Annotated in this window: 16 protein-coding genes and 1 pseudogene; 2 read left to right on the forward strand and 15 right to left on the reverse strand. The window is 71.1% G+C overall.

Annotated elements, in window-relative coordinates; genetic code table 11:
• Positions 1 to 229, forward strand: a 229-nt coding sequence (locus VGT06_05145; GenBank protein HEV8662517.1) for a hypothetical protein, incomplete at its 5' end; no start/stop codon positions are given.
• Here the strand turns inward: VGT06_05145 and VGT06_05150 are convergent.
• From VGT06_05150 to era, 9 genes and pseudogenes are all read right to left on the reverse strand, one after another.
• The gene (locus tag VGT06_05150) at positions 226 to 714 is read right to left on the reverse strand and encodes a DUF488 family protein (GenBank protein ID HEV8662518.1); all 489 of its coding nucleotides are present in this window, start codon (positions 712 to 714) and stop codon (positions 226 to 228) included. The genes VGT06_05145 and VGT06_05150 overlap by 4 nt on opposite strands.
• A gap of 9 nt (positions 715 to 723) precedes the next feature.
• Entirely contained in the window at positions 724 to 3396 is a 2673-nt protein-coding gene (ppdK, locus tag VGT06_05155; protein ID HEV8662519.1) for a pyruvate, phosphate dikinase, read from the reverse strand.
• 77 nt (positions 3397 to 3473) lie between these two features.
• Positions 3474 to 5579, reverse strand: coding sequence for a glycine--tRNA ligase subunit beta (glyS, locus tag VGT06_05160; GenBank protein HEV8662520.1), 2106 nt, complete (start codon positions 5577 to 5579; stop codon positions 3474 to 3476).
• A gap of 126 nt (positions 5580 to 5705) precedes the next feature.
• Positions 5706 to 6569: pseudogene (gene glyQ, locus VGT06_05165) on the reverse strand (glycine--tRNA ligase subunit alpha).
• A gap of 91 nt (positions 6570 to 6660) precedes the next feature.
• Positions 6661 to 7371: a DUF169 domain-containing protein gene (locus VGT06_05170; protein ID HEV8662521.1), complete on the reverse strand. Its 711-nt coding sequence runs from the start codon at positions 7369 to 7371 to the stop codon at positions 6661 to 6663.
• A complete protein-coding gene (gene recO / locus VGT06_05175; protein ID HEV8662522.1) occupies positions 7368 to 8174 on the reverse strand; it encodes a DNA repair protein RecO in 807 nt (268 codons plus the stop codon). The genes VGT06_05170 and recO overlap by 4 nt, the downstream gene beginning before the upstream one ends.
• A gap of 13 nt (positions 8175 to 8187) precedes the next feature.
• Positions 8188 to 8448 carry a hypothetical protein gene (locus VGT06_05180; protein ID HEV8662523.1) on the reverse strand — a complete coding sequence of 87 codons (261 nt, stop codon included), beginning with the start codon at positions 8446 to 8448 and terminating at the stop codon, positions 8188 to 8190.
• A 15-nt stretch (positions 8449 to 8463) separates the two neighbouring features.
• Positions 8464 to 8874, reverse strand: a complete 411-nt coding sequence (locus VGT06_05185; protein HEV8662524.1) for an HIT family protein — start codon at positions 8872 to 8874, stop codon at positions 8464 to 8466.
• Between the two features lie 10 nt (positions 8875 to 8884).
• A complete protein-coding gene (gene era / locus VGT06_05190) occupies positions 8885 to 9916 on the reverse strand; it encodes a GTPase Era (protein ID HEV8662525.1) in 1032 nt (343 codons plus the stop codon).
• A 131-nt stretch (positions 9917 to 10047) separates the two neighbouring features.
• Here era and VGT06_05195 point away from each other — a divergent pair, with 131 nt between their 5' ends.
• Complete coding sequence (locus tag VGT06_05195) at positions 10048 to 10365, forward strand: hypothetical protein (protein HEV8662526.1); 318 nt, start codon at positions 10048 to 10050, stop codon at positions 10363 to 10365.
• Between the two features lie 8 nt (positions 10366 to 10373).
• Here VGT06_05195 and ybeY read toward each other — a convergent pair whose 3' ends face one another.
• The 6 genes from ybeY to VGT06_05225 form a co-directional block, all read right to left on the reverse strand.
• Positions 10374 to 10730, reverse strand: a complete 357-nt coding sequence (ybeY, locus tag VGT06_05200) for an rRNA maturation RNase YbeY (protein HEV8662527.1) — start codon at positions 10728 to 10730, stop codon at positions 10374 to 10376.
• Entirely contained in the window at positions 10717 to 12351 is a 1635-nt protein-coding gene (locus tag VGT06_05205) for an HDIG domain-containing protein (GenBank protein ID HEV8662528.1), read from the reverse strand. The genes ybeY and VGT06_05205 overlap by 14 nt, the downstream gene beginning before the upstream one ends.
• A 30-nt stretch (positions 12352 to 12381) precedes the next feature.
• Complete coding sequence (locus VGT06_05210; protein ID HEV8662529.1) at positions 12382 to 13416, reverse strand: PhoH family protein; 1035 nt, start codon at positions 13414 to 13416, stop codon at positions 12382 to 12384.
• Positions 13417 to 13593: 177 nt separating this feature from the next.
• On the reverse strand, positions 13594 to 14559 hold the full coding sequence (locus VGT06_05215; protein HEV8662530.1) for a sugar kinase: 966 nt from the start codon (positions 14557 to 14559) through the stop codon (positions 13594 to 13596).
• 16 nt (positions 14560 to 14575) lie between these two features.
• Positions 14576 to 15268, reverse strand: coding sequence for a bifunctional 4-hydroxy-2-oxoglutarate aldolase/2-dehydro-3-deoxy-phosphogluconate aldolase (gene eda / locus VGT06_05220; GenBank protein HEV8662531.1), 693 nt, complete (start codon positions 15266 to 15268; stop codon positions 14576 to 14578).
• A gap of 112 nt (positions 15269 to 15380) precedes the next feature.
• Positions 15381 to 15647: NAD(P)-dependent oxidoreductase (locus VGT06_05225; protein HEV8662532.1), on the reverse strand; the 267-nt coding region annotated here is incomplete at its 5' end.

Consider the following 15647-nt stretch of genomic DNA (forward strand, 5'->3'; position numbering starts at 1 on the left):
CCGCTGCGCCCTGTTCTCCCCGCGGAGCGTGGTGGCGGTGGACATGCGGGCGTGTTCGCGCGACGAGATCTGGGAAGCCGTCGGGCGCCTGTCCCGGCGCCTTCCCCCCCGCGTCCGGCTCGTGGTGGATGGGACGCTGGACCCGCAGTGCCCGGCCACCTTCACGGTCGAGACCACGAGCCCGCTCCCGCTCCGCCACCGCTCCCGCCCCTCGGTGGCGACCAGCTAGGAGCGGCCGGCGCGCCGGCTCCGGCCCCCCCGGGGCGGGCCCGCCTCGGCGCCGGCCGCCCGCTTCTCCAGGATCCCCTCCAGGATCTCCTTCAGGACGATCGCGTTGTTCCGGTCCGGATCGGCCGCCGCGAAGACCAGGGTCACGGCCTCCCGGCGGGCCCGCTCCGCTAACGCGCGCAGCGCCGCCTGCTTGTCGGGGCTCGCCAGTTCCTCCCGGTAGCGCCGGCGGAACTCGGCCCACCGCTCCCGCTCGTGGCCGTACCAGGTCCGCAGGCCATCGGAGGGGGCCAGATCCTTCAGCCACGCCTGAATCCGGGCCGCGTCCCGGGTGAGCCCGCGAGGCCAGAGCCGGTCCACGAGGACCCGGTAGCCGTCCGCGGGCTTCGCCGGCTCGTACACGCGCTTCAAGAACACCTGCCCCCGTCGCCGCGGCAGCCGCTGGGACGGCGGGAGCTTCGCCGGACGGCGAACCACGGGAGCCATGGACACCCCCTACTTCTCCCCCATCTCTTTCACCCGGACCTTCCCCCGGAGGGCCGCCCGGGCCGCGGCCAGCTTGGCCACGGGGACCCGGTAGGGGGAGCAGGAGACATAGTCGAGGCCGACCCGGTGGCAGAACTCGACCGACGCCGGGTCCCCGCCGTGCTCCCCGCAGATCCCCACCTCCAGGTCCTTCCGCACCCTCCGCCCCCGCTCGAGGCCGATCGTCATCAGCTCGCCGACACCCCGGGCATCGAGCGTGACGAAGGGGTCCTCGGGCAGGATCCCCAGGTCCAGGTACTGTTGTAGGAACTTTCCCGCGTCGTCCCGTGAGAACCCGTAGGTGGTCTGGGTGAGGTCGTTCGTCCCGAAGGAGAAGAACTCGGCGTCGCGGGCGATCTCGTCGGCCACCAGGCACGCCCGGGGGATCTCGATCATCGTCCCCACCAGGTACTTCACCTTGACGCCGGCCTCCCGCATCACCTCCGCGGCGACCTTGTCCACCACGGCCCGCTGGTGCCGGAACTCCTCCCCGATCCCCACCAGGGGGATCATAATCTCAGGGAGGACTTTCTTGCGCTGCTTCGCCAGCCGGCAGGCCGCCTCGAAGATGGCCCGGGCCTGCATCTCGGTGATCTCGGGGAAGGCGATGCCCAGGCGGCATCCCCGGTGCCCCAGCATCGGGTTGAACTCCGCGAGGCTCTCGGCCTTGTCCCGCACCCGCTCCACCGGCACCCCCATCGCGCTCGCCACCGCGAGCATCTCCTCCTCCGTCTTGGGGAGGAACTCGTGGAGGGGGGGATCGAGGAGCCGGATGATGACCGGTAGCCCCTTCATCTCCTCGAACATGGCCAGGAAGTCCGCCCGCTGCATCGGCAAGAGTTTCGCCAGGGCGCGCCGCCGGCCGGTGGCATCTTCCGCGAGGATCATCTCTCGGACGGCGTCGATCCGGTTCCCCTCGAAGAACATGTGCTCGGTCCGGCACAGGCCGATTCCCTCGGCCCCGAACTTCATGGTGGCCCGGGCGTCCGCCGGCGTGTCGGCATTGGTCCGGACCCCGATCCTCCTCTCGGCGTCGGCCCACTTCATCAGGGTGCCGAAGTCCCCGGACAGTTCGGGCTGGATGAGGGAGACCTTCCCCAGCAGCACCTCCCCGGCCGTCCCGTCCAGGGTGATCCAGTCCCCTTCGCGAACGGTCTGGCCCTTCGCCTCGAACGTGCGCTGCGCCTCGTGGACCGTGATGTCGGCAGAGCCGGCCACGCAGGGCTTCCCCATTGCGCGCGCTACGATGGCAGCATGCGAGGTCATCCCCCCGCGCGCGGTGAGGATCCCCTGGGCCGCGTGCATGCCGCCGATGTCCTCGGGGGAGGTCTCCAGGCGGACCAGGATCACTTTCTCCCCGCGGGCGGCCCAGGCCTCGGCCTCGTCCGCGGTGAAAACCACCCGGCCCACCGCCGCCCCCGGCGAGGCCGCCAGGCCCCGCGCCACGCGCTGCAGCTTGGCCTTGGGATCAATCATGGGGTGCAGGAGTTGCTCCAGTTGCCGCGGGTCCACGCGCAGCAGGGCCATCCGCCGGTCAATGAGCCCCTCCCGCGCCATGTCCACGGCGATCTTCACCGCGGCCGTGCCGGTCCGCTTCCCGGTCCGGGTCTGAAGGATGTAGAGGCGACGATCCTGAATGGTGAACTCGATGTCCTGCATGTCCCGGAAGTGCTTTTCCAGGCGCGCGGCGATCCGGGTGAACTCCCGGTAGGCCTTCGGCAGGAGCCGGTGCAGGTCATCCAGCGGCTGCGGCGTCCGGATCCCCGCCACCACGTCCTCCCCCTGGGCGTTCACGAGGAACTCCCCGTAGAGCCGCCTCGTCCCGGTCGCCGGGTCGCGGGTGAAGGCCACGCCGCTGGCGGAGGTCTCCCCCAGGTTCCCGAAGACCATCGCCTGGACATTGATGGCAGTCCCCCAATCGGCCGGGATCCGGTTCAGCTCCCGGTACTTGACAGCACGGGGGTTATCCCACGACGCAAAGACCGCGCTCACCGCGAGCCGCAGTTGCTCCTCGGGATCCTCGGGGAAGGCGACTCCCTTGCGCTGCCGGATAAGGGTCTTGAACCGAGTCACGAGGTCCTTCAGGGTCCCCGCGGAAAGCTCGGTGTCGTGTGTGACCCGCTCCTCCCGCTTCTTCTGCTCCAGCGCCACCTCGAAGGGATCCCTCTCTTCCTGGCTCTCGGGCTTGAGCCCGAGCACCACGTCGCCGAACATCTGGACGAAGCGACGGTAGCAGTCATAGGCGAAGCGGGGGTTGCCCGATCGGGCGATCAGGCCCTGCACGGTCCGGTCGTTCAGCCCCAGGTTCAGCACCGTGTCCATCATCCCCGGCATGGAGACCCGGGCGCCGGAGCGGACCGAGACCAGCAGCGGGTTCTCCGGATCGCCGAACCGCGCGCCCATCGCCTCCTCCAGGCGGGCCAGGTTCTTCCGCACCTGCTCCCACAGGCCCGGGGGGAACTTCCCCTTCCGTCGCATGAACTCGACGCAGGCCTCGGTGGTGATGGTGAAGCCCGGCGGGACGGGAACCCCCAGCGCGGTCATCTCGGCCAGATTGGACCCCTTCCCCCCGAGGAGGTCCTTCATGACCGCCCGGCCCTCGGCCTTGCCCTTCGCGAAGAAGTACACGTACTTCTTGGCCATGCGTTCGGTCCCTCCGGGCGGGGCGATCCCGCCGCCCTGCGTCCGGGAGTCCCCTTGAGGTGCCGCGCCCGCGGCGGCTAGGACGTGGTGAGGTGGCGGAAGTCGGCAATCCGGGAGAAGAGAGCGGCCGTCTCGGCGAGGAGCGCCAGCCGGTTCGTGCGGAGCGCGGGATCCTCCACCATCACCATCACGTCGGTGAAGAACCGATCCACCACGGGACGCAGGGTGGCGATCCGGCGGAGGGCCTCCAGGTAGTCCCGGGCCGCCACGAGGCGCGTCACCTCGTCCCGCAGCCGGGTCACCGCGCCGTGCAGCTCCCGCTCCGCGGTCTCCTTCAGCGCCGCCACCTCTACCTTCCCCGCGAAGTTGGGCGGGAGGATGTTCATCACCCGCTTCAGCGCGACCGTGAGCTGCTGGAAGTCCTGGGCCGAGGCCTTCAGGTCCAACAGCGCCTGCGCGCGGCGGGCCGCGTCCGGCACGTCGGCCGGGGCCTTGTCGGCCGGGAGCACCGCGGCCGCCACGTCGGCCGGGATCCCCCGCTCGACCATCAGCCCGAGGAGGCGAGCAGCCAGGAACTGCCCCACCTCCCGCTCGACCTCGCCGGCCGGCCGGCTGAGGCGGGGGCCGAGGGCCTGCAGGGCGGTCCGGATGAGGGGGCCGCAGTCCAGGGAGAGGCCCACGTCCCAGAGGATCTGGACGATCCCGGTGGCCGCCCGCCGGAGGGCGTAGGGATCCTCCGAGCCGGTGGGGATGAGGCCGATCCCGAAGCACCCCACGATGGAATCGAGGCGATCGGCGAGCGCGACGAAGCCCCCCACCTTCGAGGCCGGGACCCGGTCCCCGGCGTAGCGGGGCCAGTAGTGCTCCTCGATCGCCTGGCAGACCCGCGCCTCCTCCCCGGCCAGCCGCGCGTACTCCCGCCCCATCACCCCCTGCAGCTCGGTGAACTCCTTCACCATGCTGGTGGTCAGATCGGCCTTGCAGAGGAAGGCCGCCCGCTTCGTCGCCTCGGTCAGGTCGGGGGCGACCGCGGCCGCCATGGCGCCGGCCAGGGCCCGGAGGCGCTCCGTCTTGTCGTAGACCGTCCCCAGCTTCTCCTGGAAGATGACCTGTTTGAGGGCCGGCACCCGCTCCGGCAGCGGCCGCTTCCGGTCCTCCTGGTAGTAGAAGACGGCGTCGGTGAGGCGGGCGCGCAGGACCCGCTCGTTCCCCGCCTGGATGAGCCCCATGTCCCGGGCCCGCATGTTGCTGATCGCGACGAAGTAGGGAAGGAGGTTCCCCGCCTTGTCCACCACCGGGAAGTACCGCTGGTGCTTGCGCATCGGGGTGATGATGACCTCCCGGGGCAGCTCCAGGAACTCCCGCTCGAATCCCCCGCAGACGACGTTGGGGAACTCCACCAGGTGGGTGACGCTCTCCACCAGGTCCTCCTCGAGGACCGCCCGGCCGCCGACCTTCGCGGCGGCCCGGGTGGCGAGCTCCCGCACCAGCTCCCGGCGCCGGCCCTGGTCCACGATGACCTGCTTGCGCTCGAGCGCCCGCTGGTAGGAGGCGAAGTCCCGCACCCGGGCGGGCCCCGGGCTGAGGAACCGGTGGCCGTAGGTCACGGGGCCGCTCTGGACCCCGTCGATCTCGAAGGGGACCACCTTCCCCCCGTAGAGGCAGAGGAGCCAGCGGATCGGCCGGACGAAGCGGACCGTGGCGTTCCCCCACCGCATCATCTTGGGGAAGGGGAGGCCGGTGATGAGCCGCGGCAGGAGCGTCGGGAGGATCTCCCGGGTGGGCGCCCCGCGGTCCACGAACTCCACCACCACGTACTCCCCCCGGTCGGTCGGCTCGACCTTGAGCTGCGTGACGGGAATGCCCTGAGCCCGGGCGAACCCCTCCGCCGCCTTGGTGGGCTTGCCGGCGGCATCGAAGGCCACCCCCCTGGGCGGCCCCACCACCTTGCGGCGGCCGGGTTCCTGGGCGGCCGCCAGTCCCTCCACCACCAGGACCAGGCGCCGCGGGGTGGCGTAGGGGCGGGCCGCGCGGAGGCTCAGGCGGTGCTCCTTCAGGAGCCGCTCGGCCGCCGCCGCAAGGTTCCGGAGGGCATCGGGGAGGAAGACGGACGGGATCTCCTCCGTCCCGATCTCCAGGAGGAGCTCCTGCGCCTGTCCGCGGGTTCGGGTCGGTGCTGGCATCGGGGTCCCGAGAGGGGCGGGGAACGGGTCCGGACGGCTCGGGGTCTCCCCCTACCGCGCCGTGCGACCGCGGCCGGCCGGCCGCCGGAGGGCGGGGGCCGGCCGCCTGCCCGCCGCCGCCCACGCCTTCAGGAGGGGATACCCCATGGCCTCCCGCTGCTTGAGGTACGCCTCGGCGCAGCGGCGGGCCAGGTTGCGGACCCGGCCGATGAAGTGGGTCCGCTCCGTGACGCTGATGGCCCCCCGCGCGTCCAGGATGTTGAAGGCGTGGGAGCACTTGAGGCAGTGGTCGTAGGCCGGCAGGACCAGCCCCTTCTCGATCAGGCGGAGGGACTCCACCTCGTACAGATCGAAGAGCTTCAGTTGCAGCGCGATGTCCGCCTCGTCGAAATTATAGATGGACCACTCCACCTCGCCCTTGTGGTGGACGGCCCCGTAGGTGACCCCCTTGGTCCACTCCAGGTCGTAGACGTTATCCACACCCTGCAGGTACATCGCGATCCGCTCGATCCCGTAGGTCAGCTCCCCCGAGACCGGCTTCAGGTCGATGCCCCCGGCCTGCTGGAAGTAGGTGAACTGGGTGATCTCCATCCCGTCCAGCCAGATCTCCCAGCCGAGGCCCCAGGCCCCGAGGGTCGGGCTCTCCCAGTCGTCCTCCACGAAGCGGATGTCGTGCTTCAAGGGGTCGATGCCGAACGCCCGGAGGGAGTCCAGGTAGATCTCCTGGATGTCGTCGGGGGAAGGCTTCAGGATCACCTGGAACTGGTAGTAGTGCTGCAGCCGGTTCGGGTTCTCGCCGTAGCGGCCGTCGGTGGGGCGGCGGGAGGGCTCGACGTACGCGACGTTCCAGGGTTCGGGCCCGAGCACCCGAAGGAAGGTGGCGGGATTCATGGTCCCCGCCCCGACCTCGATGTCGTAGGGCTCCTGGATGACGCAGCCCTTCCGGGCGAAGAAGCTCTCGAGGGCGAGAACCAGGTCCTGGTAGTACATGCACCCTCCGGGGAGGCCCGCGCGGCCCCTGAAGCATACCTGCCCCCCGAAAAGAGTGTCAAGGGTCCGGCGCCGAGCGCTGGCCGGTCGGCTACTCCGTGGCGAGCGCCTGCCGCCGGTCCCGGTGATACTCGGCTAACGTCGCGTTGGCCGCGGCGATGGTCCCGATCTCCTCGCTGACGGCAGCCAGGGCCTTCCCCGGCACCGCCACGGTGAGTTCGTCTTCCCCCAGGTCGGTGTAGACGCGATTGCCGATGCATCCCGTGCTCGCGATGACGCCGGAGGCGAGGGCGGCAGGCAGGGCCATGCAGGTCGGCCGGCCGAGGAAGCCCACCGCCACCCCCACCTGCGCGCGTATCGCGGCCTCCTGGAGGAGCATCAGGCGCCCAGGCCGGCCCGCGACGAGCACCACGTCGGGGGGCACGGGGGCATCGGCCAGCGGGGCATAGATCACGGCTCCCGGGGTCCGCGGCAGGCGCGGGATCCCGGGAACCTCCTCCCGCCTCACGTAGCCGATCCCGGTCATGAACCCGAGCGTCTGCTCCAGTTCACCGGCGCGCTCCGGCGGGAGGGGGATGGTATGAGTGTAGGAGCCGACCGCGCAGTGGAAATGGTCGCTCGGGACGGTGTAGAAGGTCCGCCCCGCGGCGGCGAGCCGCCAGAAGGAGCAGCCCGACGGCTCCGTGCCGGCGAACCGGGGGACCCCCACCGGCGCCGTCTCGGCGAAGGTGACGGCGACGGGACGCCGCGTGAGGGACAGCGACCGGGTCAGGCGTTCCTCGATACTCCGATAGTCCGTCATCGCACGTCTCCTTGGCTTCGGCGATTCTCGCCGGTAGCCGGCGCCGGGCTCGCCGCCACCGCCTCCAGGAAGGTCGCCGAGCGGGGCGCCCGGCCCACGCGCTCCTGGTAGGCCGCCCGCAGGAGGGCGCGGAGCTCCTCCAGCGCCGCGGGGGGGAGCGCAGCGCGGGCCGCCGCCTGAAACTCGGCCCGGAGGGCCCCCCGCAGGAACCCGAGGGCCTCGGGGCCGAGGGGGAAGGGATCGGGCGCCGCGGTGCGACAGGTGGAGCAGAGAAGACCTCCCTGGCGGGGGCTGAAGGCGGCCGACGCCGCCTGCGGGGCGGCCCGGCGGCACCCGACGCAGCGCGTGAGCTCGGGGAGGTACCCCAACAAGCAGAGGAGCCGCACCTCGTAGGCCCGGAGGGCGGCCGCTGACGGCGGGCCGTCTTCGAGCTCGCTCAAGATCCCGAGCAAGAGATCGAAGAGACCCCCCGGCGGCTCCCCCTCTTCCACCGCACCCCGGAGGAGATCCACCGCATAGGCGCCCGCCGCGAGGCGGTCCAGATCGGCGCGCAGGCCGGCATAGGGGTGCAGGATGGCGAACTCGCTCACCCGGTGCAGGTCCCGGTTGGGCCGCTCGAAGTAGAGGAGCCGGCCGGAGGTGAACAACTCCAGGCACCCGCCGAAGCGGCTCCGGATCCGCCGAGCGCCCGCCGCCACCGCCCGGACCTTTCCCACCCCCCGGCTGAAGAAGACCACGATCCGGTCCGCCTCGCCCAGGTTGTGTCCGCCGATCACGATGGCCTGCGTGGCCTTGAGCGGCATGGGTTGGGTCCTGCTACCGCCAGTCTCCTCCGGCCTTCTTGTATCCCCTCGTGCTCATGCACTGCTCGTACACGGTCCACGAGTCGGTGCCTGCCAGGCCCTCGGCTGCCTTCTCCGCGTCCCGGGCGCACCCGGCGTGGTCCTCCTGGAGCTGCTGGTCGCTCCCCCCCGGCGGGAGCGTCCACCGGTAGGTGTACGTGCACCCGGCAAGCATCACGAGCGCAAGCGCAACCGCGAGGCGCCGCATCAGACCACCCGTCGTGGGTTTGCCCATCGCTCCCCTCCTCTTTCAGAGGAACGCCCGGATCTTCTCGGCCGTCGCCCTGACCTTTTCCAGGTCCCCCCGGGTGCGCGTCCAGGTCAGGCCCTTGCCGTCGCCCTTCCAGCGGGGGACCACGTGCATGTGGAAGTGCGGGACCGACTGGAAGGCGGCCTCGCCGTTCGCCTGGAGGAGGTTGATCCCGTCGGGGCGGAGCGCGGCCTGCAGCGCCCGCGCCATCCGCCGGACGGTCCGCATGACGGCGGTCAGGTCCTCCTCGTCCGCGTCCAGGAGCGTCGGGGCATGGGCCTGGGTCATCACCAGGAGGTGCCCCTCGGTGAGCGGGTTGATGTCCATGAAGGCCACCGTCCGGGCATCCTCGTGGAGCTTCATCGCGGGGACTTCCCCATCCCGGATCTTGCAGAAGACACAGTCGGCCATCGCGCTCCCCCTACGACTGGAGGTAGCCCAGGCGGCGCAACTCCTCCTCGCTCTGCCGCCACTTGGGCCGCACCTTGACCCAGAGCTTGAGGAACACCCGCGCCCCGAGCAACCCCTCGATCTCGCGACGGGCCCGCTCGCCGATCCGCTTCAACGTCTGGCCCCCCGCCCCGATGACGATCCCCTTCTGGGAGTCCTTCTCCACGTAGAGGGTGGCCAGGATGTCCACGAGGGGTCGCCCGCCCCGGGCAGCCTCCTCCGCCTCGGGCCCCTGCGGGGATCCCGCCGGCTCCTCCTGGCCCTCGTCCCCCCCCTCCTCCCCCCGCGGCTGGCCGGCGAACGGGGCCTGGCCTACCTCGCGTTCCCGAACCATTTCGACCTCCACCGCGACCGCGTAGGGGAGCTCCTCGTGCAGCAGGTGGAACACCTGCTCCCGGATGAGCTCTCCGATAATGAAGCGCTCGGGCTGGTCGGTGAGCTGCTCCGGCGGATAGAGGGGGGGGCCGGCAGGGAGCATCCCGATCAGGGCCTCCTCCAGCCGGTCCAGGTTGTCCCCCGTCGTGCAGGAGATCGGGACGATCTCGGCGAACTCCCGGATGGTCCGGAGGCGGGCAATGAGGGGCAGAAGCGCCGGCTTCGGCACGAGGTCCACCTTGTTGATGGCCAGGAGGGCCGGCGTCGCGACCTCCTTCAAGTTGTCCGCGATCAGGACGTCGTCGTCGGTCTCGGGGGCCGTGGCGTCCACCATCCAGAGGACGGCGTCCACCTCCGTGAGCGTCGCCAGGGCGGCCCGCACCATGGCCCGGTTGAGGAGGCTTCCCGCCCGGTGAACCCCCGGGGTGTCCAGGAGGACGACCTGGGCCCGCCCGGTCGTCCAGATCCCGGCGATCCGGTTCCGGGTCGTCTGGGGCCTCGGGGAGACGATGGAGACCTTGTGCCGGAGGAGACGGTTCATGAGGGTGGATTTCCCCACGTTCGGCCGCCCGACGATGGCGACGACCCCGGCCCGGTGCTCGCCCGTGCGCGCCCCCTTTCCCGGCATCTTCCGTCCCGCGCGGACCCGCCTCCCGCGGGGCCGCGTTCGCGGGTATCCTACCAGGAAAGCCGGCGGGGCACCACCCGCCCCCGGGAAGGGAGGCACGGATGGCACCGACGAACCAGAGATGGGGGAAAATGAGACGGAAGGCCGTGGCAGCGGCGGTCGCCGCGCTGCTCACGGCGGGCGGGGCGGGCCGGATCGAGGGGACGATCCTCCTGCGGGCCGACACGAACCGGGCGGCCGTGCGGACGTTCGAGCTGGACTACGACCCCGCGGCGCCGCGGTTGCGGGTAGCGGTTACGGTAAGCGGGGGATTCGTGAAGCGGGCCGACTACACGGAGCGGGAGGCCATCCGGACGGTGCTGGAGGTGCTCCGATTCCAGCAGAGCCGGCAGCTCTTCGTGACGTTTGAGGACAACCGGCTCCTGACCTTCTTCGTGGAGGGCCGCTAGCCGCCGGCCTAGCGCAGGTCCGTCGCCGCCTCGCGGAGCAGCCGCCGCTGCAGCGCCCACATCCGGCGGCGCTCGACCGCCCTGGCGTGGTCGTGCCCGAGCAGGTGGAGAATACCGTGGATGAGGAGGAGGGCCGCCTCCCGCGTGAGGGAGTGCCCGGCCCGGGCGGCCTGGCGGGCAGCGGTCTCCACGGAGATGACCACGTCCCCGAGGAGGCCGGGCTGCCCGGGCGGCCCGCCCCCCTCGCGCTGGGAGAAGGCCAGGACGTCCGTCGGCGTATCCTCACCCCGGTAGCGGCGGTTGAGCGCGCGGATGCGCCGGTCCGTGACGAGGAGGCATCCGACCTCGGCCTCAGGACAGCCCAAGGCGCTTAATGTCCTCCGGCCCACGCTTCGCAGCCGGGACGTCGGCACCCTTCTCGCCCGCTGGAGGTTTCGGACCTGGATCCCCATCCGTCGCCCGCTTCTTCGCGAAGTCCTGGAGCTGGACGCCGGGGTAATCGACCCGGTGGTGATACATCCCGGTCAGGATGCGGATAAACGCCTTGGCGATGAGGTGCAGATCCTTCAGGGTGAGGTCGCACTCGTCGAGCTGTCCCTCGATGAAGATCGTATTGATGATCCGCTGGACGACTCCCTGGATCCGAGCCGGCGTCGGGTCGTTCAGGGTGCGGGCCGCCGCCTCCACGGCATCGGCCAGCATCAGGATCGCCGCCTCTCGGCTCTGGGGCTTCGGCCCGGGGTACCGGTAGTCCCCCTCGTCCACCTCCCCCATGTCCGGGTCGTGAGCCTCCTTCGCCTTCTCGAAGAAGTACTTCACCAACCGGGTCCCGTGGTGCTGGGGGATCAGGTCCACGATGGCCGGCGGGAGCCGATGCTCCAGGGCCAACACGATCCCATCCTTCACGTGGGAGGTGATGATGAGGCTGGAGATCCGGGGGTTCAGCTCGCTGTGGCGGGCGAGCGCCTCGGGCTGGTTCTCGATGAAGTACGCCGGCTTCCGGACCTTCCCCACATCATGGTAGAGGGCCCCCACCCGGCAGAGGAGGGAGTTGGCCCCGATCGCCTCGGCGGCCGCCTCGGAGAGGGTCCCGACCATGATGCTGTGGTGGTAGGTCCCGGGGGCCGTCATGATCAGTTGCCGGAGCAGCGGGTTGGTCATGTTCGAAAGCTCCAGCAGCCGGAGGTCGGTCGCCGTGTCGAAGAGGCGCTCCAGGGCCGGCAGGAGCGCGGAGGCGATCACGGCCGTCAGGATCCCGCTGGCCAGACCGGCCAGCACCTCCACGGGCAGCTGCAGGAACCCCCCCTCGAGAAAGGCAAACGCCACCAGGCTGTAGGCGTTCGCCACGCTCACCCAGCAGCCGGCCTTGAAGAAGGTGCTCCGATCCTGGACCGGCGGGATGCCGAAAACCCCCACCAGCCCGCCCACCATGGCGAAGAGGAAAAACTTCAGGCTCATCCCCACCATCAGCGCGGCGAGGAGGCTGATGGCGAGCGAGCCGGCGAAGGCGACCCGGGGGTTGAAGAGGACGGCCAGGAGGACCGCTCCGACCGCGACGGGCAGAGCGTACTCGAAGGATGCCTGCGGGACCACCGGGAAGTGGGTCGCCATGGCCTTCGTGAGGACGGCGGCCCCCCGGATGACCAGGAGAGTGATGAGGACGACGGTCGCCAGCAGGGTGAGGTGTTTGGGGCTCTGCCACTGCCGCGGCTGAAGGCGCACCATGTAAAAGGCCAGGGCGCCCAGGACGAAGGCGGAGAACAGAAACTGTCCCACCAGGGCCAACGGGCCGGTGATCCATGGGGCAGCAGAGGCCAGGAGGAGGGTCGTGAGGAGGACGCAGAGCAGTCCGCCGAGTCGGAGGATCCGGGGCTCCTCCTCCGCCGCCTGGAAGAGGCCCCGCATGGGGGTCCGGTGGTAGCGGTGGTGGCTGGGGGAGGCCTTGCGGCCTCCGTTCTCCTTGAGCGCCGAGCTCGTCTGGGCCATCACTCCTTGTCCTTCACGGCAGCCGGAGGCCTACCCGAGGTCCGGGGCCTCCCGCTCCCCGCGGGCCGGGTCCGGCCGGCGGGCGAGGGGGTCCCCGGGGGACGTGTGGTGCTCCTCGTAGGCCCGGATGATCTGCTGGACCAGCTCGTGCCGGACCACGTCCTCCTCCTTGAGATAGACGAACTTGATCCCCTCGATGTCCCGGAGGACGGTCCGGACCTGGATCAGGCCGGAGACCCGGCCCGGCGGGAGGTCCACCTGGGTGATGTCCCCGGTGATGACCGTCTTCGAGTTGAACCCCAGGCGCGTGAGGAACATCTTCATCTGCTCGGAGGTGGTGTTCTGGGCCTCGTCCAGGATGATGAAGGAGTCGTTCAGGGTCCGCCCCCGCATGAAGGCGAGCGGCGCGATCTCGATGACCCCCATTTCGATGAGGCGGTTCGCCCGCTCCGTCTCGAGCATGTCGTAGAGGGCGTCGTAGAGGGGGCGGAGGTACGGGTTGATCTTGTCGTACAGGGTGCCGGGCAGATAGCCCAGCCGCTCCCCCGCCTCCACCGCCGGGCGCGTCAGGATGATGCGATTGGCCTCGCGCCGGAGGTGGGCCGAGACGGCCATGGCCATGGCCAGGTAGGTCTTCCCGGTGCCGGCCGGCCCGATGCCGAAGACGATGTCGTGCTGCCGGATGGCGTCAATGTAGCCCTTCTGGCCGGCGCTCTTCGGCCGGACCGGCCGCTTCTTGGGGGAGACCTCGATGAAGTCGTTCTGGACCGCCTTGAACCCCTCGAGGTCCTGCCGCCCCACGTGGCGCAGCGCCAGGCGCACCTGCTGGCTGCTGAGGGAGCCACCCCCCTCCAGGATGCTGGTCAACTCGTGGATGACCTGCTCCGCGATCCCCACCTCTTCCTCTTCTCCCGCGATGGTCAGCAGGCCCTCGCGGGTGGTGAGGCGGACGTTGAGGGCGTTCTCCACCAGGCGGATGTACTCGTCGTGACGGCCAAAGAGGTTCTGGATGTGGCGGCCGGCCGGGAGGGAAACCTTCCGGTGAGAGCTCTTGAGATCGTTCATCGAGGGCTGCGGTCCACTCCTCCTCTGGCTGAGGCGGCCGGCGGGCCGCCCGATCACGCGGGAAATGCTACTGCCGGGCCGGGGGGCTGTCAATCGGAAATAGGCTCGCGTCCGACCCTGAAAAATCAACAGGTTGCCACTGGTGGAGCGAGGGCCAGACCGGCGGGGCCAGGGAAGTTACCGCTGGACCTCTGAGCCCCCGGCCTTGAGCATCCGCTCGATCTCCTCCCGGGTGGAGAGGCAAAAGTCCCCCGGCGTCACCACCTTGGCGGCCGCGAGGGCGGTGCCCAGGTCCAGGCCCTGCTGGATGCCGCCCGCCAGGTAGCCGGTGAGGAAGCCGGCCGCGAACGCATCCCCGGCTCCGAGGGGGTCCACCTCCTGGACCGGGAGGTGCCGGGTCGGGCGGGAGAGACCGTCCCCCACCGCCACGCACCCTCCGGGGCCCAGCGTCAGGATGAGAAGCGGGAGGCGATAGCGGTCCCGGAGGGCCCCGGCGACCGTCTCCGGCCCCCCCTCCACGCCGAAGACCGCCCGGGCATCTTCCAGGCTGGCGAACCCCACGTCCACCTGCGGGTAGAGCGCCTCCGCGACCTCCCGGGCCTCCTGGGGCCGCCAGAGGCGCGCGCGGTAGTTCAGGTCGAAGGAGAGCAGGCGCCCCGCCGCCTTGGCCTCCCGGGCCGCCCGGAAGACAAGGGCTCGGGGGCGGGGGCCGAGGGCTGGTGTGATGCCGGTCAGGTGGATGACCCGAGCCGAGGCAAGGAAGGCCCAGTCCACCTCCTCCTCCTCGAGAGTAGTGACGGTCGAGCCGGCCCGGTAGTAGATGACCTGGCTCTGGCGGGGGGCTGCTCCCTGCTCGAAGAAATAGATCCCGACCCGCCCCTCGGGGACCCAGACGACCCGGGAGGTGTCCACGCCGTGGCGTCGGAGCTCTCCCACCACCCGGCGGCCGAAGGGATCCCGGGGGAGCTTGGAGATCCAGGCGGCGCGCAAGCCGAGCCGGGCGACCCCGACCGCCACGTTCCCCTCAGCCCCCCCCACCATGACCTCGAGACTGTCCGCCGCCTCCAGGCGGGCGTGCCCCCTCGGGGAGAGGCGGATCATCACCTCCCCGAGGGTGGCCAGGTCCAGCGCCGGATCGGGCATGCCCCTCCCCCGGCCCTCAGGCCCCCGCCACCACGGCCTGCCGGGCCCGCCGGATGAGCGTCAGAAAGGCCCGCGCCCGGCTCCGGATCTCGTCCCACCGTCCGGCCGACACCAGGCGGGGATCGGCGAGCTGTCCCCCGACCGCCACTGCCGCCGCGCCGGCAGCGATGAACGCCCCCACGTTCTCGAGGGTGACCCCCCCCGTCGGGATCAGGCGGATCTGCGGGAACGGGCCGCGCATATCCCGGAAGAACTGGGGGCCCACGACGCCGGCCGGGAAGACCTTGATGAGCGGGGCGCCCATGCTCCACGCGCGGTAGATCTCCGTGGGAGTGAAGGTGCCCGGCAGGACCGGGATCCCTTGCCGGGCGCCAAGGGCGATGACGCCGGGATCCAGGATGGGGGTCACCAGGAACTGGGCGCCGGCCTCCAGGGCGGCCCGGGCGGCCGGCACATCGACGACAGTCCCCACACCCAGGAGGGCGTCGGGCCCCATGGCCTCCCGGAGCGGGCGCAACCCCCGCAGCGCCTCCGGGGTGGTCAGGGTGACCTCCAGCGCCGACACCCCGGCTTCCCGGAGGGCCCGGGCAGCCCCCACCGCCCCGCCCATATCCGGCAAGCGGAGGATGGCGATGAGGCCCGCGGCCCCGATCCGGGTGACGATCTCGGCGACCTCGGGGCGGCGCACCGCGCGGCGGAGGACCTTCATCGGCCCTTTCACGCGCGGGCGCACTCGCGCCGGCCTGGACCCCCGCTTCATCGCGTCCCCCGCTCTGCACCAGGAGCGCCGGCGGCCCGCCCCTCACCGGCCTTGGCCCGACTCAGCGCGCCCGGGTGTAGACCTCCGGGTTCACCACGGATTCGGGGCGCTCCCCCCGCAGGACCGCCGCCACCGCCGCCGCGGCCCGCCGCTTGACCTCGCTCAGGGACCCCAGGGAGTAGAAGGCCGCGTGCGGGGTGAGCAGGACGTTCTCCATCCCGAGGAGTGGGGTGTCGGGGGCGGGGGGCTCCCGCTCCAGGACATCGAGGCCGGCCCCCGCGATCCAGCCCTCCTTCAGGGCCCGGACCAGCGCCTCCTCCTCGACCAC

This window comes from Candidatus Methylomirabilis sp., assembly GCA_036000645.1.
In the GTDB taxonomy this organism is placed as follows: domain Bacteria; phylum Methylomirabilota; class Methylomirabilia; order Methylomirabilales; family JACPAU01; genus JACPAU01.

What these genes read in the sequence shown, in the direction of transcription:
- VGT06_05150 (HEV8662518.1), bottom strand. Translation starts at nt 714, where the DNA reads ATGGCTCCCGTGGTTCGCCGTCCGGCGAAGCTCCCGCCGTCCCAGCGG.
- ppdK (HEV8662519.1), bottom strand. Translation starts at nt 3,396, where the DNA reads ATGGCCAAGAAGTACGTGTACTTCTTCGCGAAGGGCAAGGCCGAGGGC.
- glyS (HEV8662520.1), bottom strand. Translation starts at nt 5,579, where the DNA reads ATGCCAGCACCGACCCGAACCCGCGGACAGGCGCAGGAGCTCCTCCTG.
- VGT06_05170 (HEV8662521.1), bottom strand. Translation starts at nt 7,371, where the DNA reads ATGACGGACTATCGGAGTATCGAGGAACGCCTGACCCGGTCGCTGTCC.
- recO (HEV8662522.1), bottom strand. Translation starts at nt 8,174, where the DNA reads ATGCCGCTCAAGGCCACGCAGGCCATCGTGATCGGCGGACACAACCTG.
- VGT06_05180 (HEV8662523.1), bottom strand. Translation starts at nt 8,448, where the DNA reads ATGGGCAAACCCACGACGGGTGGTCTGATGCGGCGCCTCGCGGTTGCG.
- VGT06_05185 (HEV8662524.1), bottom strand. Translation starts at nt 8,874, where the DNA reads ATGGCCGACTGTGTCTTCTGCAAGATCCGGGATGGGGAAGTCCCCGCG.
- era (HEV8662525.1), bottom strand. Translation starts at nt 9,916, where the DNA reads ATGCCGGGAAAGGGGGCGCGCACGGGCGAGCACCGGGCCGGGGTCGTC.
- VGT06_05195 (HEV8662526.1), top strand. Translation starts at nt 10,048, where the DNA reads ATGAGACGGAAGGCCGTGGCAGCGGCGGTCGCCGCGCTGCTCACGGCG.
- VGT06_05205 (HEV8662528.1), bottom strand. Translation starts at nt 12,351, where the DNA reads ATGGCCCAGACGAGCTCGGCGCTCAAGGAGAACGGAGGCCGCAAGGCC.
- VGT06_05210 (HEV8662529.1), bottom strand. Translation starts at nt 13,416, where the DNA reads ATGAACGATCTCAAGAGCTCTCACCGGAAGGTTTCCCTCCCGGCCGGC.
- VGT06_05215 (HEV8662530.1), bottom strand. Translation starts at nt 14,559, where the DNA reads ATGCCCGATCCGGCGCTGGACCTGGCCACCCTCGGGGAGGTGATGATC.
- eda (HEV8662531.1), bottom strand. Translation starts at nt 15,268, where the DNA reads ATGAAGGTCCTCCGCCGCGCGGTGCGCCGCCCCGAGGTCGCCGAGATC.